This is a genomic window from Vampirovibrio sp. (genome assembly GCF_041737375.1).
Classification (GTDB): domain Bacteria; phylum Cyanobacteriota; class Vampirovibrionia; order Vampirovibrionales; family Vampirovibrionaceae; genus Vampirovibrio.
This window is the reverse complement of sequence record NZ_JBGSRV010000010.1, coordinates 37,451-60,666: the sequence shown is the minus strand read 5'-3', so window position 1 is coordinate 60,666 and position 23,216 is coordinate 37,451. Positions and strand designations below refer to the sequence as shown.

At 50.1% G+C, this 23,216-nt stretch carries 19 protein-coding genes, 1 tRNA gene and 1 pseudogene; 8 read left to right on the top strand and 13 right to left on the bottom strand.

Translation table 11 applies throughout. The annotated features are described in order from the left end of the window. Positions 1–2: 2 nt before the first annotated feature. From ACEW81_RS05215 to ACEW81_RS05165, 11 genes are all read right to left on the bottom strand, one after another. Entirely contained in the window at positions 3–353 is a 351-nt protein-coding gene (locus ACEW81_RS05215) for a hypothetical protein (protein ID WP_373531908.1), read from the bottom strand. Between the two features lies 1 nt (position 354). Continuing rightward, on the bottom strand, positions 355–1,512 hold the full coding sequence (locus tag ACEW81_RS05210; protein ID WP_373531907.1) for a hypothetical protein: 1,158 nt from the start codon (positions 1,510–1,512) through the stop codon (positions 355–357). After that, entirely contained in the window at positions 1,513–3,051 is a 1,539-nt protein-coding gene (locus ACEW81_RS05205) for a hypothetical protein (protein WP_373531906.1), read from the bottom strand. Between the two features lie 45 nt (positions 3,052–3,096). Beyond that, positions 3,097–3,741: a phage adaptor protein gene (locus ACEW81_RS05200; protein ID WP_373531905.1), complete on the bottom strand. Its 645-nt coding sequence runs from the start codon at positions 3,739–3,741 to the stop codon at positions 3,097–3,099. Then, entirely contained in the window at positions 3,713–3,934 is a 222-nt protein-coding gene (locus tag ACEW81_RS05195) for a hypothetical protein (RefSeq protein ID WP_373531904.1), read from the bottom strand. Before ACEW81_RS05195 ends, ACEW81_RS05200 begins: the two co-directional genes overlap by 29 nt. Positions 3,935–4,055: 121 nt before the next feature. Further along, entirely contained in the window at positions 4,056–4,892 is an 837-nt protein-coding gene (locus ACEW81_RS05190) for a P22 phage major capsid protein family protein (protein WP_373531903.1), read from the bottom strand. 92 nt (positions 4,893–4,984) lie between these two features. Next, positions 4,985–5,587, bottom strand: a complete 603-nt coding sequence (locus ACEW81_RS05185) for a hypothetical protein (protein WP_373531902.1) — start codon at positions 5,585–5,587, stop codon at positions 4,985–4,987. Positions 5,588–5,656: 69 nt separating this feature from the next. Then, the gene (locus tag ACEW81_RS05180) at positions 5,657–5,938 is read right to left on the bottom strand and encodes a hypothetical protein (protein ID WP_373531901.1); all 282 of its coding nucleotides are present in this window, start codon (positions 5,936–5,938) and stop codon (positions 5,657–5,659) included. Further along, positions 5,935–7,704, bottom strand: a complete 1,770-nt coding sequence (locus tag ACEW81_RS05175; protein ID WP_373531900.1) for a portal protein — start codon at positions 7,702–7,704, stop codon at positions 5,935–5,937. Before ACEW81_RS05175 ends, ACEW81_RS05180 begins: the two co-directional genes overlap by 4 nt. Before the next feature lie 333 nt (positions 7,705–8,037). Continuing rightward, positions 8,038–8,811 carry a hypothetical protein gene (locus tag ACEW81_RS05170; protein WP_373531899.1) on the bottom strand — a complete coding sequence of 258 codons (774 nt, stop codon included), beginning with the start codon at positions 8,809–8,811 and terminating at the stop codon, positions 8,038–8,040. A gap of 163 nt (positions 8,812–8,974) precedes the next feature. Then, on the bottom strand, positions 8,975–10,840 hold the full coding sequence (locus tag ACEW81_RS05165; protein ID WP_373531898.1) for an APC family permease: 1,866 nt from the start codon (positions 10,838–10,840) through the stop codon (positions 8,975–8,977). 219 nt (positions 10,841–11,059) lie between these two features. On the opposite strand from ACEW81_RS05165, the gene ACEW81_RS05160 reads away from it, so the two are divergent. The 8 genes and pseudogenes from ACEW81_RS05160 to ACEW81_RS05125 all read left to right on the top strand — a co-directional run bounded on the left by ACEW81_RS05160 (position 11,060) and on the right by ACEW81_RS05125 (position 18,976). After that, positions 11,060–12,658, top strand: a complete 1,599-nt coding sequence (locus tag ACEW81_RS05160) for a phosphohexomutase domain-containing protein (RefSeq protein ID WP_373531897.1) — start codon at positions 11,060–11,062, stop codon at positions 12,656–12,658. A 91-nt stretch (positions 12,659–12,749) separates the two neighbouring features. Beyond that, positions 12,750–12,823: transfer RNA gene (locus tag ACEW81_RS05155), tRNA-Arg, on the top strand. Positions 12,824–13,130: 307 nt separating this feature from the next. Beyond that, entirely contained in the window at positions 13,131–15,257 is a 2,127-nt protein-coding gene (locus tag ACEW81_RS05150; protein WP_373531896.1) for a sodium-translocating pyrophosphatase, read from the top strand. Between the two features lie 170 nt (positions 15,258–15,427). Continuing rightward, positions 15,428–15,550: pseudogene (locus ACEW81_RS05145) on the top strand (CopG family ribbon-helix-helix protein); the annotation flags it as partial. A 168-nt stretch (positions 15,551–15,718) separates the two neighbouring features. After that, positions 15,719–16,396 carry a flagellar brake protein gene (locus ACEW81_RS05140; protein WP_373531895.1) on the top strand — a complete coding sequence of 226 codons (678 nt, stop codon included), beginning with the start codon at positions 15,719–15,721 and terminating at the stop codon, positions 16,394–16,396. Positions 16,397–16,450: 54 nt separating this feature from the next. Further along, positions 16,451–17,071, top strand: coding sequence for a sigma-70 family RNA polymerase sigma factor (locus ACEW81_RS05135; protein ID WP_373531894.1), 621 nt, complete (start codon positions 16,451–16,453; stop codon positions 17,069–17,071). A gap of 56 nt (positions 17,072–17,127) precedes the next feature. After that, a complete protein-coding gene (locus ACEW81_RS05130; RefSeq protein WP_373531893.1) occupies positions 17,128–18,456 on the top strand; it encodes a hypothetical protein in 1,329 nt (442 codons plus the stop codon). A gap of 55 nt (positions 18,457–18,511) precedes the next feature. Beyond that, the gene (locus ACEW81_RS05125) at positions 18,512–18,976 is read left to right on the top strand and encodes a Spy/CpxP family protein refolding chaperone (protein ID WP_373531892.1); all 465 of its coding nucleotides are present in this window, start codon (positions 18,512–18,514) and stop codon (positions 18,974–18,976) included. 99 nt (positions 18,977–19,075) lie between these two features. Here ACEW81_RS05125 and aspS read toward each other — a convergent pair whose 3' ends face one another. Together aspS and ACEW81_RS05115 are read right to left on the bottom strand one after the other, a co-directional pair. Beyond that, a complete protein-coding gene (gene aspS, locus ACEW81_RS05120; RefSeq protein WP_373531891.1) occupies positions 19,076–20,905 on the bottom strand; it encodes an aspartate--tRNA ligase in 1,830 nt (609 codons plus the stop codon). 107 nt (positions 20,906–21,012) lie between these two features. After that, positions 21,013–23,184, bottom strand: a complete 2,172-nt coding sequence (locus ACEW81_RS05115; RefSeq protein WP_373531890.1) for a GAF domain-containing sensor histidine kinase — start codon at positions 23,182–23,184, stop codon at positions 21,013–21,015. Positions 23,185–23,216 lie beyond the last annotated feature (32 nt).

The window sequence follows — 23,216 nt, the reverse complement described above, 5'->3', positions numbered from 1 at the left end:
CTCTAACTTTCTGGAGGGCTGGCGCTGGTTAGCAGCTGAAGCAAGCCATTGCGAACGGTTTCCAGCTCCAATGGAATGGTGGCCCGCTCAATAATTAATCGGGCAATTTCAGGGCGGTTTTGTTCCAACTCCATTTTTACTGCCGCTTTCAGTGGGGCCAAATCAGCCTGCGCTTCGGGGGGTAGTTCCCCTTCAAAAGCTTGTCGCAACCGCTCTGTAATGGGTTGAAGTTCTGGGCTGTTTGCGGGTGGCGATCCCGTTTGCCACGTCCCTTCCATGCGATCGGCGGGTTGCTCGGGGTAGTCGCCACAATCGCTCACGGTGCCATCGTGCCGTAGTAAATAAAATTTCATGCTAAATAACCTCGGTTACAATGTAGCCTGCCACGTTTAAATCCATGCCGCTTAAAGCGTCGCTCATTTTGTACTGAATAATCTGGTTGGCATCGGTTTCCACGATCTCCGCCTCATATTCGGTAACGGTGCGGCCGGTGGGGTTTGCCACGACAAATTCCTCCACACTGGCCCCTTTTTTACGAATGTAGCCAATCCGGCCAGCGCTGGAAATCTGGTAAATGCCGCCTCTTAAAATGGCCAGTGTGGCAATGGGCGGCACATAATTGGCCAGAGAGACATCGTTGTAGCTAGCGGCAGTACCGCCATCCAGCACGTTGGGTTGACCGGCTACGGGCGTTTGATTGACCGGAGCGATGGCGAACCGGTAACGAACCTGGGTTCGAGTGGGCCAACCGCCGGGAATGTAAAACGGCATGATGTCGCTACTGTCATCCGTTCGCACCGCCAAGGCCAGTTGCCGCTTGAGATCGTAGCCGGTGGGGAGTGTAATCGATCCGCTGCTGGCTTCATTGGTGGTGGAAAACAGGGCGCCGGTTGTCCCATCAGCGCTATTTTTAATCAGGTACACAAAGTACCAGGTGCTGGCCGCTTTGGTGCCGGTATCCAGGCCATTCAAGCCATTGCTGTTCAGGGTCAGGGTGATGTCCGCCGCAATTTCTATGTCAGTTGCGTTGGTTGAATTTCGGGCGCATAAGCCTGCTTTTAATTGAAGGCTGCTGCTGTTGTTGTATACGGGTACCTTGCCCGAAACCCCGTTTTTATGCAAAACCGGATTCCCTTCATGAATGAGGTATTTGGCAAGGTTGTTTACTTGCACCCGAAATACATGGGCGGTGGAATCATACCCGATTTCTCCATTGGTACTGCCCACAAAGCCCGGTTTCTGGGCCAATCGGACAGAACCATCTTTGAGGGTGATGGTTTCAATGCTCACACCCGCATCCGCGCTGCGCTCCTCGATGGTGTCGGCCTTGAGGGTCGCTGAAAAACTTTTGGTGCCAGCAATGGTCATATTGCCCGATTCCAGGCTGCCCAGTCGGGTATCCTGACCGTTGGACTCCGCAACCAGCTGATTGAGTTCCGCATCAATGTCATCCGCATTGATCAGGTTTCCATTGGCAATTTCGGCATCTTTCAGCCGGAATATCTGTGACATTTAGCGCATTCCTCCATTGATCACGGTAATGGTCCAGCCCTTAATGTCTACCGGGCTGTTAATTTCACTGCCTTTTAATTCCATTTGAAAATACTGGCCAGAGCCTGCCGGAATGACGGTAAAACTGGAGGTTCCGGCCTGATTGTAATAATCTTGCCCGTAAGAAGCCTCTCCGTAAGTGATACTGGCGCTATCGGGGATCACCGTGCAGGTTCTGCTTTCTCTGTTTTGAGAACCACGCCGCAAATTCCAGTACATGTTCACGGTGACATCCACTCTGGAAATCTGCTTCAGGAACAGTTGTATGTCCTTCACCCGCTTTCGCAGTCGAGGATTGCCCAAGTCGTGAAAGCCGCTTCGGTAAAGCCACGGGATGGGTTGACCGTTGTAGCTATTGCCCTTTAATTGCTGTTGAACCATGCCTTCATAATTGCCGGTGTAGAGTTTTCCGTCCAGAACCGCACCACAGTTGCCCACAATGCCTTGGCGCTTGCTCCAGGCCCGGTTAATGCCGTAGTTGTAAACCAGTACGGTCTGGTTTTGTGTGGCGATTCCTTCGGCTACAAACCACCATACTTCCTGCCGGTTTCTGAGGTGAACGGCAAAGCTGCTGGTAAGCTGGCTACGATTCAGGTTTGTGATTTGGGTTTGGATACGGCTGGATAAAAAGTTGGTGGTGATATTGCCCTGGGCGGTGGCGGTGGACAGTGAGGTGACTCCCTCTGGGGAAAGAAACATCAATTCGTTCCCAATCAACACCAAACTGCGTTGATTGACCGCCCCAAATTCATCGGATACTTTTTGAACGGCGAACGTATCGATATCCACACCGGATAGCACGTAGGTGGAGCGTTCCTTGAAGATGACCAGTACTTCTTCATTCAGCAAGGGCAAAAACAGGGTTTTCAGGGCGGTAATTTTTTCACCATCACCCGGAGAAATTTGAATGGCCCCCGGTGAGTCTGACCAGGCATCTGGATCGAAATTTTCGGCGTTTTCCAGTTCCGAAATATAGATGAGGGAGGGGTTGTTGGCATCGCCAGAGAAGACCACCCGGTTTGAGTAATTTTCGGCGATAGAAGGATTGCCAGGAGAAATAGAGGAGACATCGGGTGGCCAGTTTTCTAACAGTTCAACCGGGTTGATGCCATCCCATTTAATGGGATTATCGGTTCCGTTACAGCCAATCAGCAACCCCTGAAAGGTGACAAAATTCATGGGCCGGTTGGGGGTTAGCTCGTCGTAAATTAACGTGGCTTCCCCGGTGATTACGTTAAAGGTAAACAGGCTGTCGTGGGCCACGGCCATTAAAAAACTCTGGCCGGTCAGGTTTTTATAATCATATAAGCTGGTAATAGGCTGCCCTCCCGCCAAAGGGGTGGTGTTGAGCTGGACGTAACCTGCGTTATCACTGGACCAACTGCCTTGGGTGGTGGCGTGTAAATTGATAATTTCTTCCGCTTCCCCGTCTTTCAGGGTGAGGTCGTTGGCCTTCAGGTTCATCCCGCCCGAGTTGTCGAAAAATTGAAAAGTACGCATAAATCATTCCTTCCATCCGGCTATTGGCGCTGGGTGAAATTTGTTTTAAACAGAGCGCGCCCCCCGGTAAAATCCTTTCATTCGGTAGCCCGGTTTACGGGGAGCTAAACTTTTGAGTTGCAGCAGGCCATCTCGATACAGCAGGTAGGTTTCGCTGGCAGGCTCTCCTAAAAATTTTTCTAAACGGGCCTGTGCGCCCATAATCAATACTTTTTCCCAACTGACAGGTAAAGCGGTGATATCGCTATTTTGGCTGAGGGTTTGGGGTTTGATCTGGGCTTGATAATCAATGGTGTAAACCCCATCGGGTACAGGGTATAAATGCAGTTGGCTGCCGTTTCTGTAAAAATATTGGGGCTTGCCAGAAGCGTTTTCTCCCAGCTCAATGGCATAGGTTGAGCTGATCTCTGGCAGGGGTGTGGCGTTGCTGGCATCCCTCACGGAATCAGGCAGCAGGGCGTCAAGGTCTACGTTGGCATCCAGGGTGTAGGTCGCTTGCCCTGCCACGGTCATCAAGCTGTTAGATTGGGTGAGTCGTCGAACCTTGAGTCTTTGCAGCATTTCAAAATAGGTATCGTTTAAAAAATCCACGGTTTGAATGATCGGTGTTTGGGCGTTGAGCAGCGTGGTGGCTTCCTGTTGTCCTGTCCGCCGCAGAACCTCATTCACCAGTTGCAGGAGTGTGCTCATGTTGCGCTCCTTTAATTTTGAGTAATTTCAATCGATAATCGCCCGGATATTTTTTTAAAATTTGAGCCAGTGCGCCGTGAATTTTGGTTTTAAACCGGGTTTTTGGGTTTTCACAAAGCCATAGGGCCTGTTCCGAATAAATATCCACTTCGGTTGTTGAGTCTGGTTCCGCAGGGTCGAATGGTAAATTCATGAAAACCTCCTGGCATTGATGAAAGCAGTATCGATGAAAGAGAACGGGGCAATGGCACATGGCATGCCATCGCCCCGGTGGAGTTGAGTTAGGGAGAGAGTGTGTTTGAGATAACGTTGGCTTAGGCGTTGGAGGCTTTCAGCACTGCGCCCGCTTTGGGCAGCATTACTTTGGAGCCATACAAATAGAGCCCTTTCACCGCATCGGCAAACATGTTGTAAGGGCGTACGTTTTCAATTTTGCTGACCTGGCTGGCAAAACTGATAAAATCGTTGGTGAAGGCCAACAAATTGACCACGCTGCCCACCGCTGGATTATTGGTGGTAACGTGCACACCAAAACCGGCCACATTGCCAATGTAACCATTTTGAATCACGTTATCGCCCAGTGAGGTGGCACGGGTGAACTCATCGGATTGCAGCAACATGGTTTTGAACTTGGGGGTAATCACCAAGTGGCGACTTTCCTGGGGGATGTTGTTGTTATCCAGTTTTTCGGCCAGCTGGGTGATGTAGCTATAAATGTTGGCGCTGGTTAACGCAATGGGAGCCACATCGGTGCCAATAACATTGCCAGCGTCCACATCGGTATAGTGTCCAATCAGGCGAGAATCCACCACATCTCGAATGGCGATGGCCGCCCGTCCTGCGTACCCTTCCAGAATACCCACGTTGGCCTGGGCTTTATCCAAATCATCCACTTTAAAGGCGAAGTATTTTTGCTGATCAATCAGCAAATCCACCATGGGATCGGTTAAATTCTGGAAGGAAATGGTCATGTCCCGAGTGTAGTTATTGACGGTTACATCGCCAAAGGTGCGAACATGAACCACGTCTCCGGCGTTGTTGATTTCGCCTTCAAAATCTTTATTCACCAGGTTGGCCATAACCACGGTTTTATCAAAAATTTTGAGTAGTTTTTTGCTCCAGATTTCTGGAATGAAGTTAGCGGTTGCCATAAGGTTGTGCTCCTTTCAGTTGTTAAAAAAAGGCAATAAAAAAGCCGCCCTATGCCTGTGGGACAGCCTTTTTCAAAAAATGATCCGTACTATTACCGAACCCGGTTGTTTTTCATCGCTTCGTTAATGGCGGCTTCGTTTTTCAGAAATTCACCCATGCTCATGCCCGCGATTTGTTGGCGGGTAAAACTGGATGGCATGGTGGGCATGGCCCGCTTGCCAGCCGCCTCGATATGAGGTGCTTGTAATCGCGATTGTTTTCCGGTTTCACCGGCTTCAAGGGCCTCATCCTGTTGGGCTTGCAAGGTGGCCTGAAATTTTTGCTGAAACAGAGCCATGCCTTGCTCGATTAATTCCTCCCAGCTGGCCGTTCCACCCTCGGGATCTTCCCGCAACAGCGTTACCACTTCTTGCAGGATGAACGGCTCAAAGCGCTTGAATTCCGGGGATTTTTTGCGAAAAGCATTCAGCGCGCTTTTCAGTTCAGCCTCTTCTTTTAAATCCGCCAGATGGGTTTGAGCCGCATCCGCCACAATTTGCCGTACAAAGGCAAAGGGATCGGCAATCAATAGTTCCAGGGCCTGAGCGGGTGCCAGGCTCTCAATATCGGTTGTTTCGGGGGGTGATGCCATAGGCGGCAATGGTTGGCTCATCGAGTGACTGGCCGGGATTACTTCGGGCTTTGGCTGGGACATGATTCCTCCTTTTTTATTTCTATTTTCACGAAATTATTTGAGGCCAGAATATAAGTGGACTTCGGGGTGTTAGTCATTCAGCTCGGTGCTGGATGGGTCGGTATGAAATTGCTTTCGCGCCCATTCCCGCTCGGCTTGTTGAATGATGAGCAAGGGGGTGGAAAAAATTTCCTGCATCACTTGCGCCCGAATGGCTTCGTACAAGAAGGCTTCCTTGGCGTCGGTATCGGTAATCCGGGTTCGTAACTCGGGTCGAAAAGCGCTTTGCAATAATTCCCAACCCGGCTCACGGATTAAATCCGTAAACAAAGTGGCCTTTTCTTTCAGGCCAAGCTGCTTATAGGTACTCATTCAAAAACCTCCTGTGGGGCTGGGCTTGGGATGGCTTGCTGAGCGGAGGCCGTAAAAATTTCGCCCTCATCATTGAAACCCAGCCGACGATAAATTTTCTTGTACAAGGCCAGCCAGTTGACTTGTTCCCGAAGTGCCGGACTGCTTTCTACCAATCGCAGAAAAGCGGTGATGGATTTCAGTTCCTGCTCTTTATTAAGCAGGCTTCGCGAGCCATCAATCCGAAACTGACAATCGCAGGTTTTAAGCGTTTCAGGCTGAATTTTTTGAAACGAAACATCGCCATTTTGTTCGCAAATACGGAGGTTTTCGGGTTTGCCGGTAAATTGCCGGGCATTTTCCAGCACCATTCGCAAAAAAGGTTCCAGCGAGGTGTGTTCCAGATGGGCCAGAAACGACGAGAATTTTTGAGTGCCGCCTTGCACCAAAGCGCTCACCTCGGTGGCTGTGCGAGAAGATTCCTGATCGGCACCTGTAAAATATTTTAAAGCGCCAGTGGCTTCTTGGGCTTCCGCTTTTAAGTCCGCAATTTCGGTGAAGGCCACCGTAAAATTATTCAGGTATTGAATGGGTCGCAAGGTGTCGTGGCTTTTCACCGGAATCAGCGCACCGGGCCGGGTGATCAAGGTGTCTGGATCGAACACGTCATCGTTAATTAAATAGGTAAAAGGGCTGTTGATGGAAAGGTTGATCACATCCAGTTTTTGATTGGTTAACGTATTAATGGCGTGTTGCAGCCCCAACGATTTTTCAATGGCCCCGATGCCGTAAATTTCATTTGGCACTGGAATAAAGGTGGTGAAAATAAAGGGCTTCATCCCCGATTCATAGGGGTTGGGCTCAAAGCGAATCACCGTATCCTGATTGGCCACCACGCACACATGATTTTTATAGACGGTTTCACCAATGATGAAATCGCCCCATGCTTCCAGCAAGCTAACTTTTTCCATGCTCTCATCGGCGGTAGGCAAAGGTTCATCCAGCCCAAAAGCCCTGCGACGGCTCTGCTTATTGCTGTCGTTGATATCCTGAGCTTCTTGGGTTTTCAGCTTTAAATGGGTCAGGTTGTGGTAAGCCGGATTGGCTTTTAGCTCCCGTAAGTCTCGATCCACTTTGCGGATGACCTTGGCTTGCTCAAAATCAGTGGCGTCTGGATCTATCAGGAAATCAAACATATCGATGGTTTCAAAATCAGGCCCGTTATAAGTCAGCGTTTCCCGCAGTATTTTTTGAGTGCCTACGGTGACCCCAAACAGGTGGACGGGCTGGTGAACCTGCTTGGTCTGTCGGGTTTGACGCCATGGCACGGCAGCCACCGTATTGCCTGTAATCACGGCTTGCTTCAGAAACAGGGCGTATTTTTCAATGAAACTGGCCTCTTCCAGCTTGCTGCGTAAAAACGCTTCAATCATCCCGGCTTGTCGATGATTTTGCTCGGTTTTGCCAATCACCGAAAAAAAGCGTTCGTTGGCCGGAAATAAAGCGTTGAGTAAGTTGGCATGAATGGCCTCTACCGCTTCATAAAGCACAGGGCGCACAATTTGACTGCGATCGGCTTGCCTTTCTTCCAGTTCCGCATACAGCGATTTGGGGTCGCACAGGTAGGCCTCCCAGCATTCCCGCCATTTGCTTTCCAGCCGGGAACGGGATTGTTTCCAGCGGGTATAATCACCGCTGATTGATTTGGCCAGCGTTTGCTGCCCTTCCTCTCCAATCACGTCCAGCAAGGTTTGAGTGGACGATATTAACGATGGTTCCGACATCATGCTCCTCCGTCATTGTGAAATAGAGCGCTCACAGGGGCGCTCTCAAAAATTGAAGGTGTGTGGGGTGAGGAGCTATATCTACAAAGGTGTTTAAAGGGCAGGCAAGGGCCTTGGAAACAGCGTTGATGGAGCGGGCAGGGCAGCGCCCTGTACCGAAGGGCTGAGCGAGTGCTTTCGCCAAAATCAGCTGGCGCTTGAAATACCCGCCGGAACGATCGTGAGCACCCAATCAATACTGCTTCGTGCAAGATCGTTTCTGTTGTTATTATGGCTTTGATAGCGTTAACGGCCCAGCGAAGGAAATTTACGATTTTTTTCAGCAGCGCTTTGGGCTTAACCCCCGAATTTATCTTGCCTGATTTTCATACCCCGATTATCCTGAGCCACGGTCTCATCACTCTCTCGCAATGGGGCTGTGGTGGTTGGTGGAGTATCTGTGCCTGAAGCGGGTTTGGACTGGAGTGTGTTTATCACCTCTGGGGATGGATTTTGACCGCCTGATGGGTTCAATACGCTGCCTTGAAAAAGGGCGATTTCTTCGATGTAGCCCTTGCTTTTACTCTGATGAATGCGATCCCGAATGGATTTTAAGGTAGGACCATTGGGCAGGGTCATGGATGGGTGAAACTGGCTCAGGTGATTGGCGGTATCTTCCAGCGTTTCCTGAATAAAAGCATGGCTTAGATCCTGAAGAATATCCTGGCGGCTGGGTTGTCTGGTTTCCTGACAAATAATGAGGTATTCAAAAAAATGGCCAACCACATCAATCACCTTGATGGCGATAAAAATACGCTGATCCTCAGGCAAAACATACAGGCAGTTCATTGCTTTGTGCAGGGTTGCGTTTTGATCGTAGTTTCGGCTCTTGCTTTTGGCTTTAAACAGATTCAACACTTTATCCGGGCCTAGCTGCCGAAGGTTTTCCAGCAGCGCATTGACCCCACAGTGTTTTTCCGCCAGGCCAATAACCGTTTCCCCCAATACCTCCTGATAGTCGGTGGGGAAGGTTTTTATGAGGCGAACTGACCGGGCAACAGTCTGCTCTTTGTCATACCAGCGTTGCTGGGGCGGATTGGGGGGATCCTGCGGAAATTCGTTTATAGTCATTGTTAGCCTTTAAGTCAGAAACAGCGTTTTTTGTATTGAAGGACAAAAAGTGAATAACCACTGTTACAATACCCAGCTATTTTTTTTATAAGCGAATGTTTAGTAAGTGTTAATAAATACTAAAAAATGTTTAAAAAAGTAAAGCGGAAATCAGCGCTTCAGGTTATTCATCCAGATGATAGCGCACGGTGGTGACTACTTTATTGCTTCGATAGCGCAACAGGGTTTTGATCATGATGGAGGTCTGGTTGTGAAGCAGGTTGTGCCACCAGCTTTTGGTCACAAATTCAGGCACAATGATGGTCACCAGATCATGCTCATAGCGATCTTCTACTTCATCAATGTACTCCAGCAAGGGTTCGCTAATGGAGCGGTAAGGGGATTTTAGAATGGTGAGCGGAATGCCGCAACCCCAGTCCTCCCAGGCTCGTTTTACCCGTTCGGTGCCAGCGGGGTTGAGTTCCACATGCACTGCCTCCACCCGATCCGAAATGGTTTTGGCGTATTCCAAAGCGGGAATGGTTCCCCGGTGCAAGGAAGAAATCAGCACCAGCACCGTATGCTCAATGGCCAGTGGACAGTAGCCATCCTCGGGCAAGGCCAGTTGCTTGCCAATGGATTCATAATGGTGGCAAATCTGGCGGAAAACGAAAATGATAATGGGCATGGCCACCAGTACAATCCAGGCCCCTTCCGTGAATTTTTCCACGGCCAGAATAATGGTAACCACCCCGGTTAACACGGCGCCAATCATGTTAATGGTAGCGCGCCGTTGCCAGCCCGGTTTTTGCTCGGCCTTGTGGTGACGAATCATTCCCCATTGGGCCAGGGTGAAGGACAGAAAAACGCCGATGGCATACAGGGGAATCATGGCGTTGTAATCGGCTTTGTAAATAATAATCAGCAACATGGCGAAAAAGCTGAGAATGACAATGCCGTTACTGTAGACCAGCCGATCGCCCAGGTTCATCAGTTGTCTGGGCAAATAGCCGTCCTGGGCCAAAATCATGCCCAGCCGGGGAAAGCCGTTAAAACTGGTATTGGCCGCCAAAATCAAAATGATGGCGGTGACAAACTGTACGGTTAGATAAAAGATGCTGCCGTGACTGAAAACACTGGCCGCAATTTGGGAAATAACCGTTTCGTGATGGGGATCCAGCTCTGGCGGAACAATACCCGGTAAGGCGTAAGCCAAATAGGTAACCCCCAGAAAAATAACGGCCAGCACCAGTCCCATGTAAACCATAGTGCGGCTGGCATTCACTTCCGCAGGTTCCTTAAAGGCTTGTACCCCGTTGGACACCGCTTCAATTCCTGTTAGGGCCGCACAACCGTGAGAGAAGGCCCGCAACAGTACCGCTATTAAAACCAGCGGGGCAATGGTGCTAACTTGTTGACCCACCACCGCAATTTCGGGAACCGATTCCACTTGCCCGGTCATCACCTTGAAAATACCGGTGCCAATCATGGCCACCATGGAAATGATAAAAAAGAAGGCGGGCACCGCGAAGGCTTTGCCGGATTCTTTAAGGCCTCTCAGGTTCAACAGCATGATGATCATAATCATGACCACGCTAAAGGCGATGTTATGCCCCTTGGGGAACCAGCCGGTGGAGACAATGTTGGCCACCCCGGAGGAAATACTAACGGATACCGTCAATACATAGTCGATTAAAAGGGCTGAGCCCGCAATTTGGCTGGCCGTTCTTCCCAGCCGGGTTTTTGCCACTTCATAACTGCCACCGCCGTTGGGGTGAGCCATAATGACTTCCCGGTAAGACATGACCACCACAAACATTAATATGATGATGATGGCGGCAATGGGCAGCGCCAAAATGCCATTAAAGGCAGAAGCCTGAATCAGGGTCATGCCCATTTGAATGGAAAGCCCTGAAGCAAACAGGGCAATCAAAATCTCTTCGGTGGCGTAAGCGGTTGAGGACAAGGCATCGGATGCGAAAACCGCAAGTCCGATGGGTACCGATAATCTCTCGTGCCGTTCTCGGTGGGACGCCAGAGGGTTTCCCACCACAAATCTTTTAAGCCTGCTCCACATAGTGCGATTTACCTATTCAAGACAGACCGAATATACAAGTTTTTCCCGGCAGGGGCAATGTTTGATGTACCAAACGCAATAAAACGATATAAAAAGACTTGCGAAACATCACGTTGAAATGGGTTAATGAAGGTATCTGTTTTGCCATCTGCGCACAGGTGGCGTTGTGTTTGTTTCTGGGGAGTTCGCTTTATGCCGTCAGTATCTGTTCAAAAAGTGTACCGCTTTGGTACTTCAGGCTACCGTAACGATCAGGATGCCGGGTTCAACGAGTCGGTCATCCATCAAATCACCCATGCCATTAGTGATTACCTGATTAGCGAGATTCAGCGCAAGGGAAAACTGCTGCCTATCCTCATTGGCGGAGATACCCGTGAGAAGACCCGCCGTTTTATTCCGGTGATTGCCGATATTTTAAAGGCCAAGGGGCTGGATGTGTTTCAGGCCTCCACCGATTTACCCTCGCCGGTGCTGGCCTACGCCGCCAAATATTTTAACCGGTTGAACCTGGGTTATGACGAAACGCTGGGCGCCATTTTGATGACCGCCAGCCACAACCCCTGGCCGTACGGCGGGTATAATTTCCTGACCCCAGACGCTGCGGTGATGCCCACCCCGGTTTCTCAAAAATTTGAGTTGTACCAGACTGAACCCCTCAACCTCACATTAGATCGGGCTGCTTATGGGGCGCATCAACCTGCTGCCATTACCGAGTTTGATCCTTATGAGCTATACCGGCAGCATTTGAAGCAGGGTATGAAAATTGATTACCCCAAAATCAAGGCCAGTGGGCTCAAGATTTTTTATGATCCGCTGTATGCCACTGGGCGTCGCTATTTGCCCCGTTTGCTGAAAGATGAGGGCATTGACACGGTCGTGATTCACGATACCGAACAACTGCCCCCCGGCTACACTGGTATGCCTGAGCCTACCGGCAGTAATTTAACCGAGTTGAGCGCGCTGGTTCAACAGGATGCCGCCGTTTTGAAAATTGGTTTATCCAACGATGGAGATGCTGATCGGTTTGGGGTACTGGATGAAACCGGACGCTATCTGAATTCTAATGAGGTGTTGTCGCTGATTGTGTACCACTTGCTGAACAACCGTCAGGAAAAAGGGGTAATCGTGCGCTCTCAGGCCACCACCCATTTGCTGGACGCATTGGCTGCCAAGGCTGGTCTTTCGGTGATTCAAAGCCCGGTGGGCTACAAGTACATCGCCGAAGAGTTTATTGAGCATGAGGAAAAAGGCGGCGAGCAGGTGCTAATTGGGGGCGAAAGCTCCGGTGGTATCAGCGTGATTGGCCATATTCCCGAAAAAGATGGCATTTTGGCCAATTTAATGGTGGCTGAAATTGTGGCAGTGGAAGCAAAGCCCCTGAGCCAAATCCTGAAAAACGTTCAGGCTTCGGTGAAAGAGCAATTCGCCTTTCGGGAGCTGGGCGTGAAAACCGAGCATGGCAAGGCCATTATGGCTCATTTTCAGGGCCTGCAAGGCCAAGGCGGCCAGATTGCCGGATTTGAGATTGATACGGCCCAATCCACCGCTTCTTCCGATGCCCTGGAGAAAAAGTACGGCACCCGTGACGGGGCCAAGGTTTTCTTTCAGGACGGAAGCTGGTTGCTGATTCGGGCCAGTGGTACCGAACCCATTGCCCGTGTTTACGTGGAAGGGGTGGCCGACAGTCCAAACCTGGCGTTGGATAAGAGCCAAAAACTACTGGATGCGGTAATGGCTATTTTAACCGGCGATTTTTCCGTTCCAGCGGCTAATATCAAGGAAAAAAAGTAGGTTTTCAGGTTCAGGCTCATCCGCTCAGGTCAGTCTGGTCGGATGAGTTCTGGACTTGAATGGATCTTGGTGCTAGATTAATTTTCCGCTTGTGCCCGTAGCTCAGTTGGATAGAGTGACGGTCTCCGAAGCCGTAGGTCGCGCGTTCGAGTCGCGCCGGGCACATATAGCACCTTTTTTTGGCGGGAGGGAGTTTTTGGTAGGCAAGTTCTCGAAGCGTTGTTGAAACCCGTGATGGGGCCATGGTGAAACCATGATGAAGCCTCTCATGAAGCCAAGATATCCAGCGTGACACGTAAAGCCGATTGACTTTGGTTTTGTTAAGTTCGGTTTCTTTATAAAGTTGAAATCTAGGAATTTTGGTGGATTTTAAGTAACCTACTCCATAATTTCCCCATGGTTGCCTCCAGGCTCAGTTTAAAAAGTTTAATTTTCACTATTCAGTAGAATCGAAGGGAGAACAGCACAACTCATGGAACCCATTCTATTCCCCATCATCTGCGGGGTGCTGGCCATCATTTTCGGGCTCGTAACCCGTCAGTGGATTCTTGGCCTCAGCCCCGGAAACCAGAAAATGCAGGATATCGCAAACGCCATTAAAGAAGGCGCTAGCGCTTACATGAACCGGCAATACAAAACCATTGCCATTACTGCTGTTATTCTCACGATTATTTTGTTTGCCCTGTTCTCCTCCTTAAAAGGAACCCAGTACGCCACCTATGTATCGGTGGCTTTTTTATTGGGTGCGTTTTTGAGTGGTTTGGCAGGTTACATTGGTATGTTCGTTTCGGTTAACGCCAACGTCAGAACTGCCGAGGCTGCTCAAAAAGGCATGAATGCCGCTATGGATGTTGCCTTTAAAGGTGGCGCAGTAACGGGTTTGCTGGTGGTTGGTCTGGCGTTATTGGGCGTTGCTGGTTTTTACTATTTTGCGCCATCTCCAGAGTTATTCCCTTCCATCGTGGGTTTGGCCTTCGGCTCCAGCCTGATTAGTGTGTTCGCCCGTTTGGGTGGGGGCATTTTTACCAAGGCCGCCGATGTTGGCGCTGACCTGGTAGGCAAGGTGGAAGCGGGTATTCCTGAAGATGACCCCAGAAACCCTGCCGTTATTGCCGATAACGTGGGCGATAACGTGGGTGATTGCGCCGGTATGGCCGCCGATTTGTTTGAAACTTACGCGGTTACTACCATTGCGGCTATGTTTTTGGGCAACTTGTTGTTCAACCATAATACCGATGCCATTCTGTACCCGCTGATGCTGGGCGGTTTGTCTATCATTGCCTCTATTGCCGGTACTTTCTTTGTGAAAGTGGGTAGCGACAATAACCCCATGAAAGCCTTGTACAAAGGTTTGTATGCCACCATTTTCCTGGTTGCGCTCATGGTGGTGGGTATGACTTACCAGTATTTCCCCAACGGCTTTTCATTCACCAATGCAGAAGGTTTGGTGACCGCCATTACCCAGACTGGCCTGATTGGATCGGCCATGACCGGTATTGTGGTAACCATTGCCATGGTGTGGATTACCGATTACTACACCTCAACCTCGTTTAAGCCGGTTCGCTCCGTGGCTGCCGCTTCTGAGTCCGGGCATGCCACTAACATTATTGCGGGTATCGCGGTGGGTATGAAGTCCACTGCCGCACCGGTGGTCGTGATTTCCATTGGTATGCTGGCCGCTTACTTTATGGGTGGCCTGTACGGTATCTCCATCGCCGCTGTTTCCATGTTGTCCATGGCCGGTATCGTGGTAGCGCTGGATGCCTTTGGCCCTATTACCGATAACGCCGGTGGTATCGCAGAAATGGCGCATATGGATGAAAAAGTCCGAGCCATTACCGATCCGCTGGATGCGGTGGGTAACACCACCAAGGCCATCACCAAGGGGTACGCCATTGGCTCTGCCGGTTTGGCCGCCATTGTGCTGTTCTCTTCCTATATTCAGGATATTAACGCGGCGGCCATTGAAAGTGGCAACGTGTTCCTGTCCAACATGAATAACCTGCATGCCTTGTTCTCTCTGGGCGATCCTTACATTATTGTGGGCTTATTCATTGGTGGCCTGATTCCTTACATCTTCGGCGCTATGGCCATGGAAGCGGTTGGAACGGCTGCAGGCGAAGTGGTTCATGAAGTGCGTCGCCAGTTCAAGGAAAACAAAGGCATCATGGAAGGCACTTCCAAGCCCGATTATGCGGCTTGCGTGGATATCGTTACCAAAAGCGCCTTGCGCCAGATGATGGTTCCCGCTTTGTTGCCAGTTCTGGTGCCTGTGGTTATGTGGGCGATTGGCACCTATCTGATTCCCGATACCGCTAGCTATGCGGCCATTAAAATGATTGGCGGCGTGTTGGTGGGTAGCATTGTGACCGGTTTGTTTGTGGGTATTTCCATGACTTCCGGTGGTGGTGCCTGGGATAACGCCAAAAAATACATTGAGGATGGACACTTTGGGGGCAAGGGTTCTCCTGCTCACCAGGCCGCGGTTACCGGCGATACGGTGGGAGATCCTTACAAGGATACCGCTGGCCCAGCCATTAACCCGGTTATTAAAATCCTCAACATTGTAGCGTTGCTGTTGGTGCCTCTGCTGGTTTAATCCCGTATCGTCACCCATTGGTTTCTCTGCATAAAGTTGCTAAAAAAGCCTCTCACTCCCCTTGAGTGAGAGGCTTTTTACTTGAAAATGGGCCTTGCTTGTACTAATATGATATACAGTCAATACCGTTTTTTATATATCCCTTGATCAAAAAGAGAGGTTGGAATCGAATGGCGAGAGTCTTGATTTCAATGAAAGATGAGTTCTTGAAACGAATCGATGAAGTGGCCGAAAAAGAGCAACGTTCTCGCAGTGAATTAATTCGGGAAGCGCTTCGTACTTATATTCGAAAAAATGCGGCTGCAAGCCCTGCCTCTGCGGTCAATCAGCAGGATTAAATCGCACGGAATTTTTTTTAAACTTTGTAGTCAAACCAGATTTTGTTTTTTTATAATTTGCCTCATATAATAATAAATAACGGTTCGGGTATAAGCGCTAAAGCGGGATCATAATGGTTCAGGATGTCAAATGAATGGCAAGACGCCTTGGTAACGGGCCAAAAGGTGCAGGTTACCATTTGGGATGCCGAGGATGACAGCATTGAATACACCTTTTCCAGTCAGATTGATCAAATGGGAAAAACCATGTTGTCTTTGGCTGCGCCCTCCAGCGGTGTGGCGTCAATTTATCCCTTGTTGCAACCCGGCGTGGTGGTGGGGGTTATGCTTGAAATTAACCCCACCCCTTGTATTTTTTACCCTGTAATCGCTTCAAAACCCACGGCTGAAGGGGGTATTTTCTGGTTGAAAATTCCAGAAAACCCCCAGATAGAATTTGTGCAACGTCGAAAACATGTGCGAATTCCGATGGTGATTCCATTTGTGCTGGAGTACATGCAGGCTGATAAACCCATTTCAATGTCTGCCCGAACGGATGATTTAAGTGGCGGGGGAATGCGCTTTACCGGTATGCGCCTGTTTCCTCCAGCCCAACAACTCCGTATTAAATTGCCGCTTGCCGGAGGGCCGCAAGTGCTACAGTTAAAGGCCAGGGTCGTCTATTCTGTCCAAAACTCTCGCAAAAAGCACCCCGAGGATTTATATATTGTGGCCTGCCAGTTTCAGGATTTAGAAGATGCCCAGGAAATGGCCCTGGTCCGGGAATGTTTTCGCCACGAGCTGAAGCTCAAAGAGCAGTAAGCCTTGTGCTACAATAAATCCGTTGTTATCCGGGATTACGGAAGCGGGATTTGCATGGCCTCCAAAAGCCAAACCAAAGAAGATCTACGGGCTCTCTCCGCAGAGGATCTGGTGCTGAAAGCCCAGGCCGATCAGATGAGTGCTCTGGAAGAGTTGGTAAACCGCTATCAAAGGCTGGTGTATGTCACGCTTTACCAACTGGCCCCGGAGCGCAATGATATTAATGATTTGACACAAGAAGTGCTGCTTCGTATGTGTCGTTCCATTAAGTCGTTGCGAAACCCCAAAACCTTCAAATACTGGTTGAACCGAATCATTACCAATCTCTTTTATGATGAATTGCGAAAGGCCCCTCGCCAGTTGAGAACCATCTCTCTGGATGAGCCGGTGTATGAGACGGATGATGAGCAAAGTCCGGCAAGAGACATTCCGGATGTGAGCGATATGCCGGATAAACTGGCCCTGAATTCTGAACTGGATCGCAAAATTCAGCAAGCCATTCAGAATCTCCCGGAACAGTTTAGGACCATTATCGTCCTCAGAGAAATACAAGGGTTAAGCTACGAGGAAATCGCCAGCTTGACCGAAACAAACATCGGTACTGTCAAATCCAGGCTGGCACGTGCCCGCCTCAAACTTCAAGAGGTATTGGAACCCTACCTGCGAGAAGTTTAGGGATTGATGCCCTGGTTATAAAACTGGTTATACAAACAGGATAGGAAGTTACCCTCATGCAGGAAGCTCCCAGGTATACCTTATTGGAAATACAACGGATGCTATCCCAATATTTGGATGGTCTACTTGAGCCTGAGCAAGTTCAAGAGCTAGAGGGGCTTTTGTCCCGGTTTCCTCAGTACGTTGAGGAACTGCGGAAGTTGAAAGTAACCCGAGAGGCCTTGAAAACCACCCTGCAAAATCCAGTTTTAGAGAATGCCGTTGAGCAACCGATTTGGGACACCATCGCTGAGCGATTGCAGGCCGATCGGCAAACGGGGCTTCGTGTTTTTGATCCAGAATTCGTATCCGCTTATTACGATGGGGAAATTTCGGCGGTGGATTCTGAGTTTATCGAATTTGAGACACAACTTTTTCACAATGCCAAAGCCAACGAAATGCTGGCTCAGGTGGGCGAGATTTCTGAACGGGTGCGTCAATGGGGATACCGCCTGGAGTCCAGTTGTTCAGTCAATTTCACTGACTCTGTCATGTCCACGTTTCTGGCCGAGACTGGCCGTGATGGCCTTTCCGGGGAGGCACCTGCGACCGTGGCGTTGCTTTCGGCATATGCCGATCAGGCCTTGACCCCTCGAGAAACTATTGAAGCCAACCGGCTGATTGAAAGCGACCCGCAAGCCAAGTTGACCTTGACTCACTTCAATCAGTTGTCGGAATGGGTGCAATCGGTGTCTGAGCAAATTCAGTCTCAAGCCCCAGATTTTTGGCCCGCTATTGCTCAAACCCTTTCCAAAACGCCGGAAGAAGGCGGTTTGGTGGTGACCTTGGATCGCTTTCGTACCTTGAAGCGTTGGGCCAAAATTGCGGGGCCTATTGCGGCTTCCGTGTTGTTAGCGGCATTTTTGATGCCTGGGCCTTCTTCACCAGTCACATCGTCCTCTTCAAAAGATGCCTCCATTAGCGCCTTGCCGGTTCGTTCTCAGCAAGCGCCCGCTGCGGTGGCCTTGCCGGTTTCCTCAATGCCTCCGCGCGATCAAAGTGAAATTGCCTCGGTGCCTTCCACGCATTTAAATGGGTCGGGTCTGGCTTCGGCTTTTGCAGCCAATCGAGAGGAAGCAAGCAGCAAGCAAGCCCGCAGGGTGTCTTCTGTGGCCAATACCATTGCCTCGGCTGAGTCTGGCAGACGCAGCGCGCCAGCATTTCAGGCTCAAGAATCTACTCGTTCGTTAGCTCCCCGACTGGTTTTGCGGCCTGTGTCAAAAGCGCCTTCCATTGGTGCGGTGGAGCCACGTCAATCCTCATCCCCCTCTTCGGATGAATATCTGTTTAGTTCGCTCAATGAGCAAATGCCGGGCGAGGATATTTCGTCCATGTTTGGAAAGTAGCCTATCCGTTAATCATGCAAAAGGGTGTGTAATTGTGAATTCGCTGGAATTTTTTATGTCCCCCATTGAAACGCTGAATGAAACGCTGAATCGGGCCTGCCTCAGTTTGGGTATCGCTGTTGTTTTAACGGGTTGTTTTTTCTCTCTGGCTCAGGCTAGCGATATAAACTGGGGGCATTTAAATCTGACCCCCCAGCAACAGACTCAAATGCAGCATTTGGAAAACGGTTGGCATAAAACCCATCAAACAGTGGGCAGTCAAATTGAAAAAGACATGGCGGAGCTGAAAACCATTTTGCCTACCGGCGATTCTCAAAAAATTCGTGAACTGCAAACCCGCATCATGACCAATAAAACCTATTTGATGAACGAGTCCATGGATACCTTTTTGAAAAAGCGGGAAATGCTCTCCCCCCCTCAGCGAGCGCAGCTTCAGAAAATGATTCCCTGCAACACACCAGCCGCTGCGCCGGTGGTAACAGAACAAGCCGATCGTGAAAACGCTGAAAGCGCTGAATAGCGGTAAAGCAAACTCAGATAAACTTAAGTTGAATTAAAAAACGCTCAACCATCTGGCTGAGCGTTTTTTGTTTGGTTTGTTTTTAGGCTGATGGCCTGATTAAACTGGTTTTTTAGGCTCGGGCTGTTTAATGTCCCATTTCATATGAAGCTCTTTTAACTGAGGTTCATCTACACTGGCCGGTGCGTCAGTCATGGGGCAAATGGCCTGGTTGGTTTTGGGAAAGGCAATGACATCCCGAATGCTTTCGCTGCCCGTGAGCAAGGCCACAATACGATCCATTCCCAAGGCTAAACCACCGTGAGGGGGGGTGCCGAACTGAAAGGCATCTAGCAGGAATCCGAATTTCTCGTGAGCCTGCTCATCGCTCAGCCCCAACAGCTTGAAGATTTTAGCCTGCAAGTCCGCCTGGTGAATACGAATGGAGCCACCCCCGATTTCAGTGCCGTTGTAAGCCACATCGTAGCCTAAGGAACGTGCTTTTTCGGGTTGGGTATCCAGGTAAACCAGATCGTCCGGGTGGGGCGAGGTAAATGGGTGATGGTTGGAGCTGAGGCTGCCGTCCTCATTGCGCTCAAACAACGGGAAGTCAGTCACCCATAAGATTTCGTGCCGATTGGGATCAATCAGTTTGTGCTTTTCAGCGAAGAACAACCGGAAGCGGCCCAGTACGGTGCAAGCCTGACTGAATTGATCGGCCATAAAGAACACCACATCACCCGTTTTGGCACCCGTTTTGGTTTGGATGGCCTGTTGCTCGGTTTCGCTCATGTATTTCAAAATGGGAGATTTGGGACCATCCTCGGTAAACAGAATGTAGGCCAGCCCTTTGGCGCCGTAGCGCTTGGCTTCCACCTGCAAATCATCCAGCTCTTTGCGGCTGTAAGAGGCTGCGCCTTCAACCACCAGAGCCTTCACCACTCCACCGTCATCCACCGGTTTGCGGAAGGCGGTAAATTCGCTGGCGGCAAATACGTCTGTTAAATCCACAAATTCCATATCAAAACGCAAATCGGGTTTGTCTGAACCATAACGGTTCATGGCTTCCAGCCAGGTTAAACGGCGAAATGGCCCTTGAATGGTGACATTGGCCACTTTGAACATGTCCACCAGCAGCCCTTCCATCAGGCTCAGCACGTCTTCCTGATCAATGAACGACATCTCGATATCCAACTGGGTGAATTCGGGCTGGCGATCGGCTCTTAAGTCTTCATCCCGGAAACACCGTGCCACTTGATAATAGCGCTCAAAGCCGCCTACCATCAGCAGTTGCTTAAATATTTGGGGAGACTGGGGCAGGGCAAAGCATTTGCCCGCATGTACCCGACTAGGCACCAGATAATCCCGAGCGCCTTCGGGGGTGGTTTTAATTAAAATGGGGGTTTCCACTTCCAGAAAACGGCGATCGTTTAAGTAACTGCGAACCGTTTGGGTAATGTGGTGGCGCAATTCCAGATTGCGGGCCATGGTGGGGCGGCGCAAATCCAGATAACGATACTTCAGGCGGGTAAACTCATCCACCTTGTCGGCGTCTTCATCCATGGGGAACGGCGGGGTTTTGGAGCGGTTCAGGATTTCAACCACCGTGGGGTAAATTTCAATGTCGCCGGTTGATAGTTTGGGGTTGCGGGTTTCTTCCGGGCGCAGGGTAATGGGCCCGCTTACGGAAATCACGTCTTCGTTTCTTAACCCGGATAAAGCGGCGTGGGCGGCGGCGTTTTTGGTGGGATCCGCCACAATTTGTATAATGCCGGTGCGATCCCGCACTTCCACAAACACAATGCCACCCAAATCCCGATTGGCGGACACCCAGCCGTTAATGGTGACGTTTTGGCTAGTGTTATTTTGATTCAAATCACCGCAAAAGTGGGTACGCTTGGTGAAAAAACCGGTCTTTTTAGACGGTTCCTGAATGGTAGAGTGTGGCATTGTAATTGATTCTCGCTAGGGGCTTTAACGACTGAATGACTGATTAATGGCCCAAAGGCCAAATTTTTTAAATCAGAACTAATATCATATCGCCAATACAAAAATCATCAAGGGCGCTTATTCAGCGTTCGGGCCGGAATTTCTACCGAAAAAAGAGTGCCTTCGTTCACCACGCTGGTTAATGAAATCCGTCCCTGGTGTTTTTCCACAATGCGGTAGCATAAGGCCAGTCCCAGTCCGGTTCCCACCCCGGCCCCCTTGGTGGTAAAGCCGGGATCAAACACTTTGGTTAAGTTCTCCGGGGTAATGCCTTTGCCGGTATCCTGAATTTTAACGGTCACGGTTTCAGCGGCCGGGTCATAGCTGGTTTGAATGGTAATGGCGTGTTTTTTCCCGGAATGGACACTCACCTCCTGAATGGCGTGGGAGGCGTTCACAATTAAATTCATGAATACCTGATTCAAAAGGCCGGGGTAGCAGCGCACCATCGGCACGTCCGGGGCATAGTTGCGAACCACTTCGATGTTGGAGTTCAGAGAGCTTTGCACCAGCAAAATGGTGCTTTCAATGCCTTCCCGCAGGTCAACGGTTTTTAGTTCCGATTCATCCAGACGGGCAAAATTGCGCAGATTTTTTACAATATCCTGAATTCGGGAGGAGGCCAGTTTGTTGAGAGAAAGCAAGCTTTCCACGCTTTCAAACAGTTGCTCGGCCGATAAGCCGCTTTGCTCGGCAGCGCTGGCTTGAGTCAGTTGCCTGAGTTTATCGACACAAACCTTTAGGGTTGAATTGTTGCTGATCATGGTGCCCAGCGGGGTATTCACCTCGTGGGCGATTCCGGCCACAAACTGGCCCAGTACCGCCATTTTTTCAGACTGAATGAGGTAGAGTTGAGCCTGTTGCAGCTCTTCCAGGGTTTGTTCCAGCGCTTTGGTGCGCTGATCCAGCACCAGAAAAAGCTGTGCCTGATACAGGGCCACGCCCAAATGCTCGGCCAGCGCCTTCAGCAGTTCAATGTCCTCAATCACCCAGGAACGGTAAGCGTCACACTGGTGCAGGGTAATGGTGCCTACCAGTTCATCCCGAATCAGGATGGGCACAATGGCCAGCGATTTAATGTCAACGGTTTCAAAGTAACCGGGTGGCGCTATTTGCGGGGGGCAATCCCGCACGTCATTCAAAATGAACGGGTTATAGGGCTGGTCTTTCCGCAAATGAAAGACGGATTTCTCTGAAAATACCTCGTCTCCAGCCAGTCGTCGGGTGCCGGGCAGTTGGTACTGAAATGCTTTTTCTGGCCCATCCGGGGCAAAATAGCGGATAAAGCAACGGCTGATGCCCATGACCTTGCCCAGTTCGGTTACCGCTGTGCCTAAAATAATATCAATATCCAGCGATTGCCGGATGGAACGGGTAAGCTGGTTAATTAAAAACTCTCGGCTGGCCTGAGCCTGTGTTTGCCAGTAAAATTTGGCGTTTTCAACCGCCACGGCCAGTTGAGCGGATACCTCAGTGAGTAGTTCTTCCTGATAGTGATGAAATCCACCTTCCCGAGAGGTGGACATGGCAATCATGCCAATGGCAACGCCTTTATTAATCAGGGGAACCACCAGCGCGCAGGCCGCGTTTTCGGCAATCAAAAAAGAGGCGGGTAAATCATCCTTTCGGTACAGGCGGGAGGCTGGGGATAGCAAGATCTGGTTAACCAGCGGCTCGTACCCGGCAAATGTATTATGCTCCCCACTGATTTCCAGATCGCCGTTCTCAAAAATACGAACCAGAATTTTAATCCCGTTCTGGGAGTCGTCTAAAATAACAATCACCGCTTCCTGATAGGGAATGTGGTTGCGTAAAACCTCGCCCAGCGCCTCAAAAATATCTTCCATAATCAGGGATGAATTGACGGCCTGACTTACTTCCTGCAGAATGCGCAGTTTTTCCTGGCCGGAGTCCGGGCTGGTATTTGGCAGCCATTCCAAGAGCCCTTGTAATTCCTGGGAGTCCGGCAATCCTTGCTTTTCATCCACGAGCGGCGATAACCGGATTATTGGCCCCGCCGTTGCCAGCAAGCAGGGTGTTTTATTTTTTAGCAGGCTGGCCAGTAGTTGCGGAATGGATAAATTGGCCTGCGGGTTACACGATTCCGCCAGAATGACGGTGTTGCCAAAATGCTGATTGCCAGCAAGGTTGCCCCATACGCAATTTCCCCCGTTGTTTATAACGACTACGGGTGAGGTGATATGATTGATATAGGACTCACGTAGTGGCAGCGTATCCATGATGTCTTTAAAACGGGTTCCTTAAAATGGGT

Coding starts and splice junctions, on each gene's coding strand:
- ACEW81_RS05195 (WP_373531904.1), bottom strand. CDS start 3,934: ATGAATTTACCATTCGACCCTGCGGAACCAGACTCAACAACCGAAGTG.
- ACEW81_RS05200 (WP_373531905.1), bottom strand. CDS start 3,741: ATGAGCACACTCCTGCAACTGGTGAATGAGGTTCTGCGGCGGACAGGA.
- ACEW81_RS05215 (WP_373531908.1), bottom strand. CDS start 353: ATGAAATTTTATTTACTACGGCACGATGGCACCGTGAGCGATTGTGGC.
- ACEW81_RS05205 (WP_373531906.1), bottom strand. CDS start 3,051: ATGCGTACTTTTCAATTTTTCGACAACTCGGGCGGGATGAACCTGAAG.
- ACEW81_RS05135 (WP_373531894.1), top strand. CDS start 16,451: ATGGCCTCCAAAAGCCAAACCAAAGAAGATCTACGGGCTCTCTCCGCA.
- ACEW81_RS05170 (WP_373531899.1), bottom strand. CDS start 8,811: ATGACTATAAACGAATTTCCGCAGGATCCCCCCAATCCGCCCCAGCAA.
- ACEW81_RS05185 (WP_373531902.1), bottom strand. CDS start 5,587: ATGTCCCAGCCAAAGCCCGAAGTAATCCCGGCCAGTCACTCGATGAGC.
- ACEW81_RS05130 (WP_373531893.1), top strand. CDS start 17,128: ATGCAGGAAGCTCCCAGGTATACCTTATTGGAAATACAACGGATGCTA.
- ACEW81_RS05190 (WP_373531903.1), bottom strand. CDS start 4,892: ATGGCAACCGCTAACTTCATTCCAGAAATCTGGAGCAAAAAACTACTC.
- ACEW81_RS05175 (WP_373531900.1), bottom strand. CDS start 7,704: ATGATGTCGGAACCATCGTTAATATCGTCCACTCAAACCTTGCTGGAC.
- ACEW81_RS05140 (WP_373531895.1), top strand. CDS start 15,719: ATGTCAAATGAATGGCAAGACGCCTTGGTAACGGGCCAAAAGGTGCAG.
- ACEW81_RS05160 (WP_373531897.1), top strand. CDS start 11,060: ATGCCGTCAGTATCTGTTCAAAAAGTGTACCGCTTTGGTACTTCAGGC.
- ACEW81_RS05210 (WP_373531907.1), bottom strand. CDS start 1,512: ATGTCACAGATATTCCGGCTGAAAGATGCCGAAATTGCCAATGGAAAC.
- ACEW81_RS05150 (WP_373531896.1), top strand. CDS start 13,131: ATGGAACCCATTCTATTCCCCATCATCTGCGGGGTGCTGGCCATCATT.
- ACEW81_RS05180 (WP_373531901.1), bottom strand. CDS start 5,938: ATGAGTACCTATAAGCAGCTTGGCCTGAAAGAAAAGGCCACTTTGTTT.
- aspS (WP_373531891.1), bottom strand. CDS start 20,905: ATGCCACACTCTACCATTCAGGAACCGTCTAAAAAGACCGGTTTTTTC.
- ACEW81_RS05115 (WP_373531890.1), bottom strand. CDS start 23,184: ATGGATACGCTGCCACTACGTGAGTCCTATATCAATCATATCACCTCA.
- ACEW81_RS05125 (WP_373531892.1), top strand. CDS start 18,512: ATGTCCCCCATTGAAACGCTGAATGAAACGCTGAATCGGGCCTGCCTC.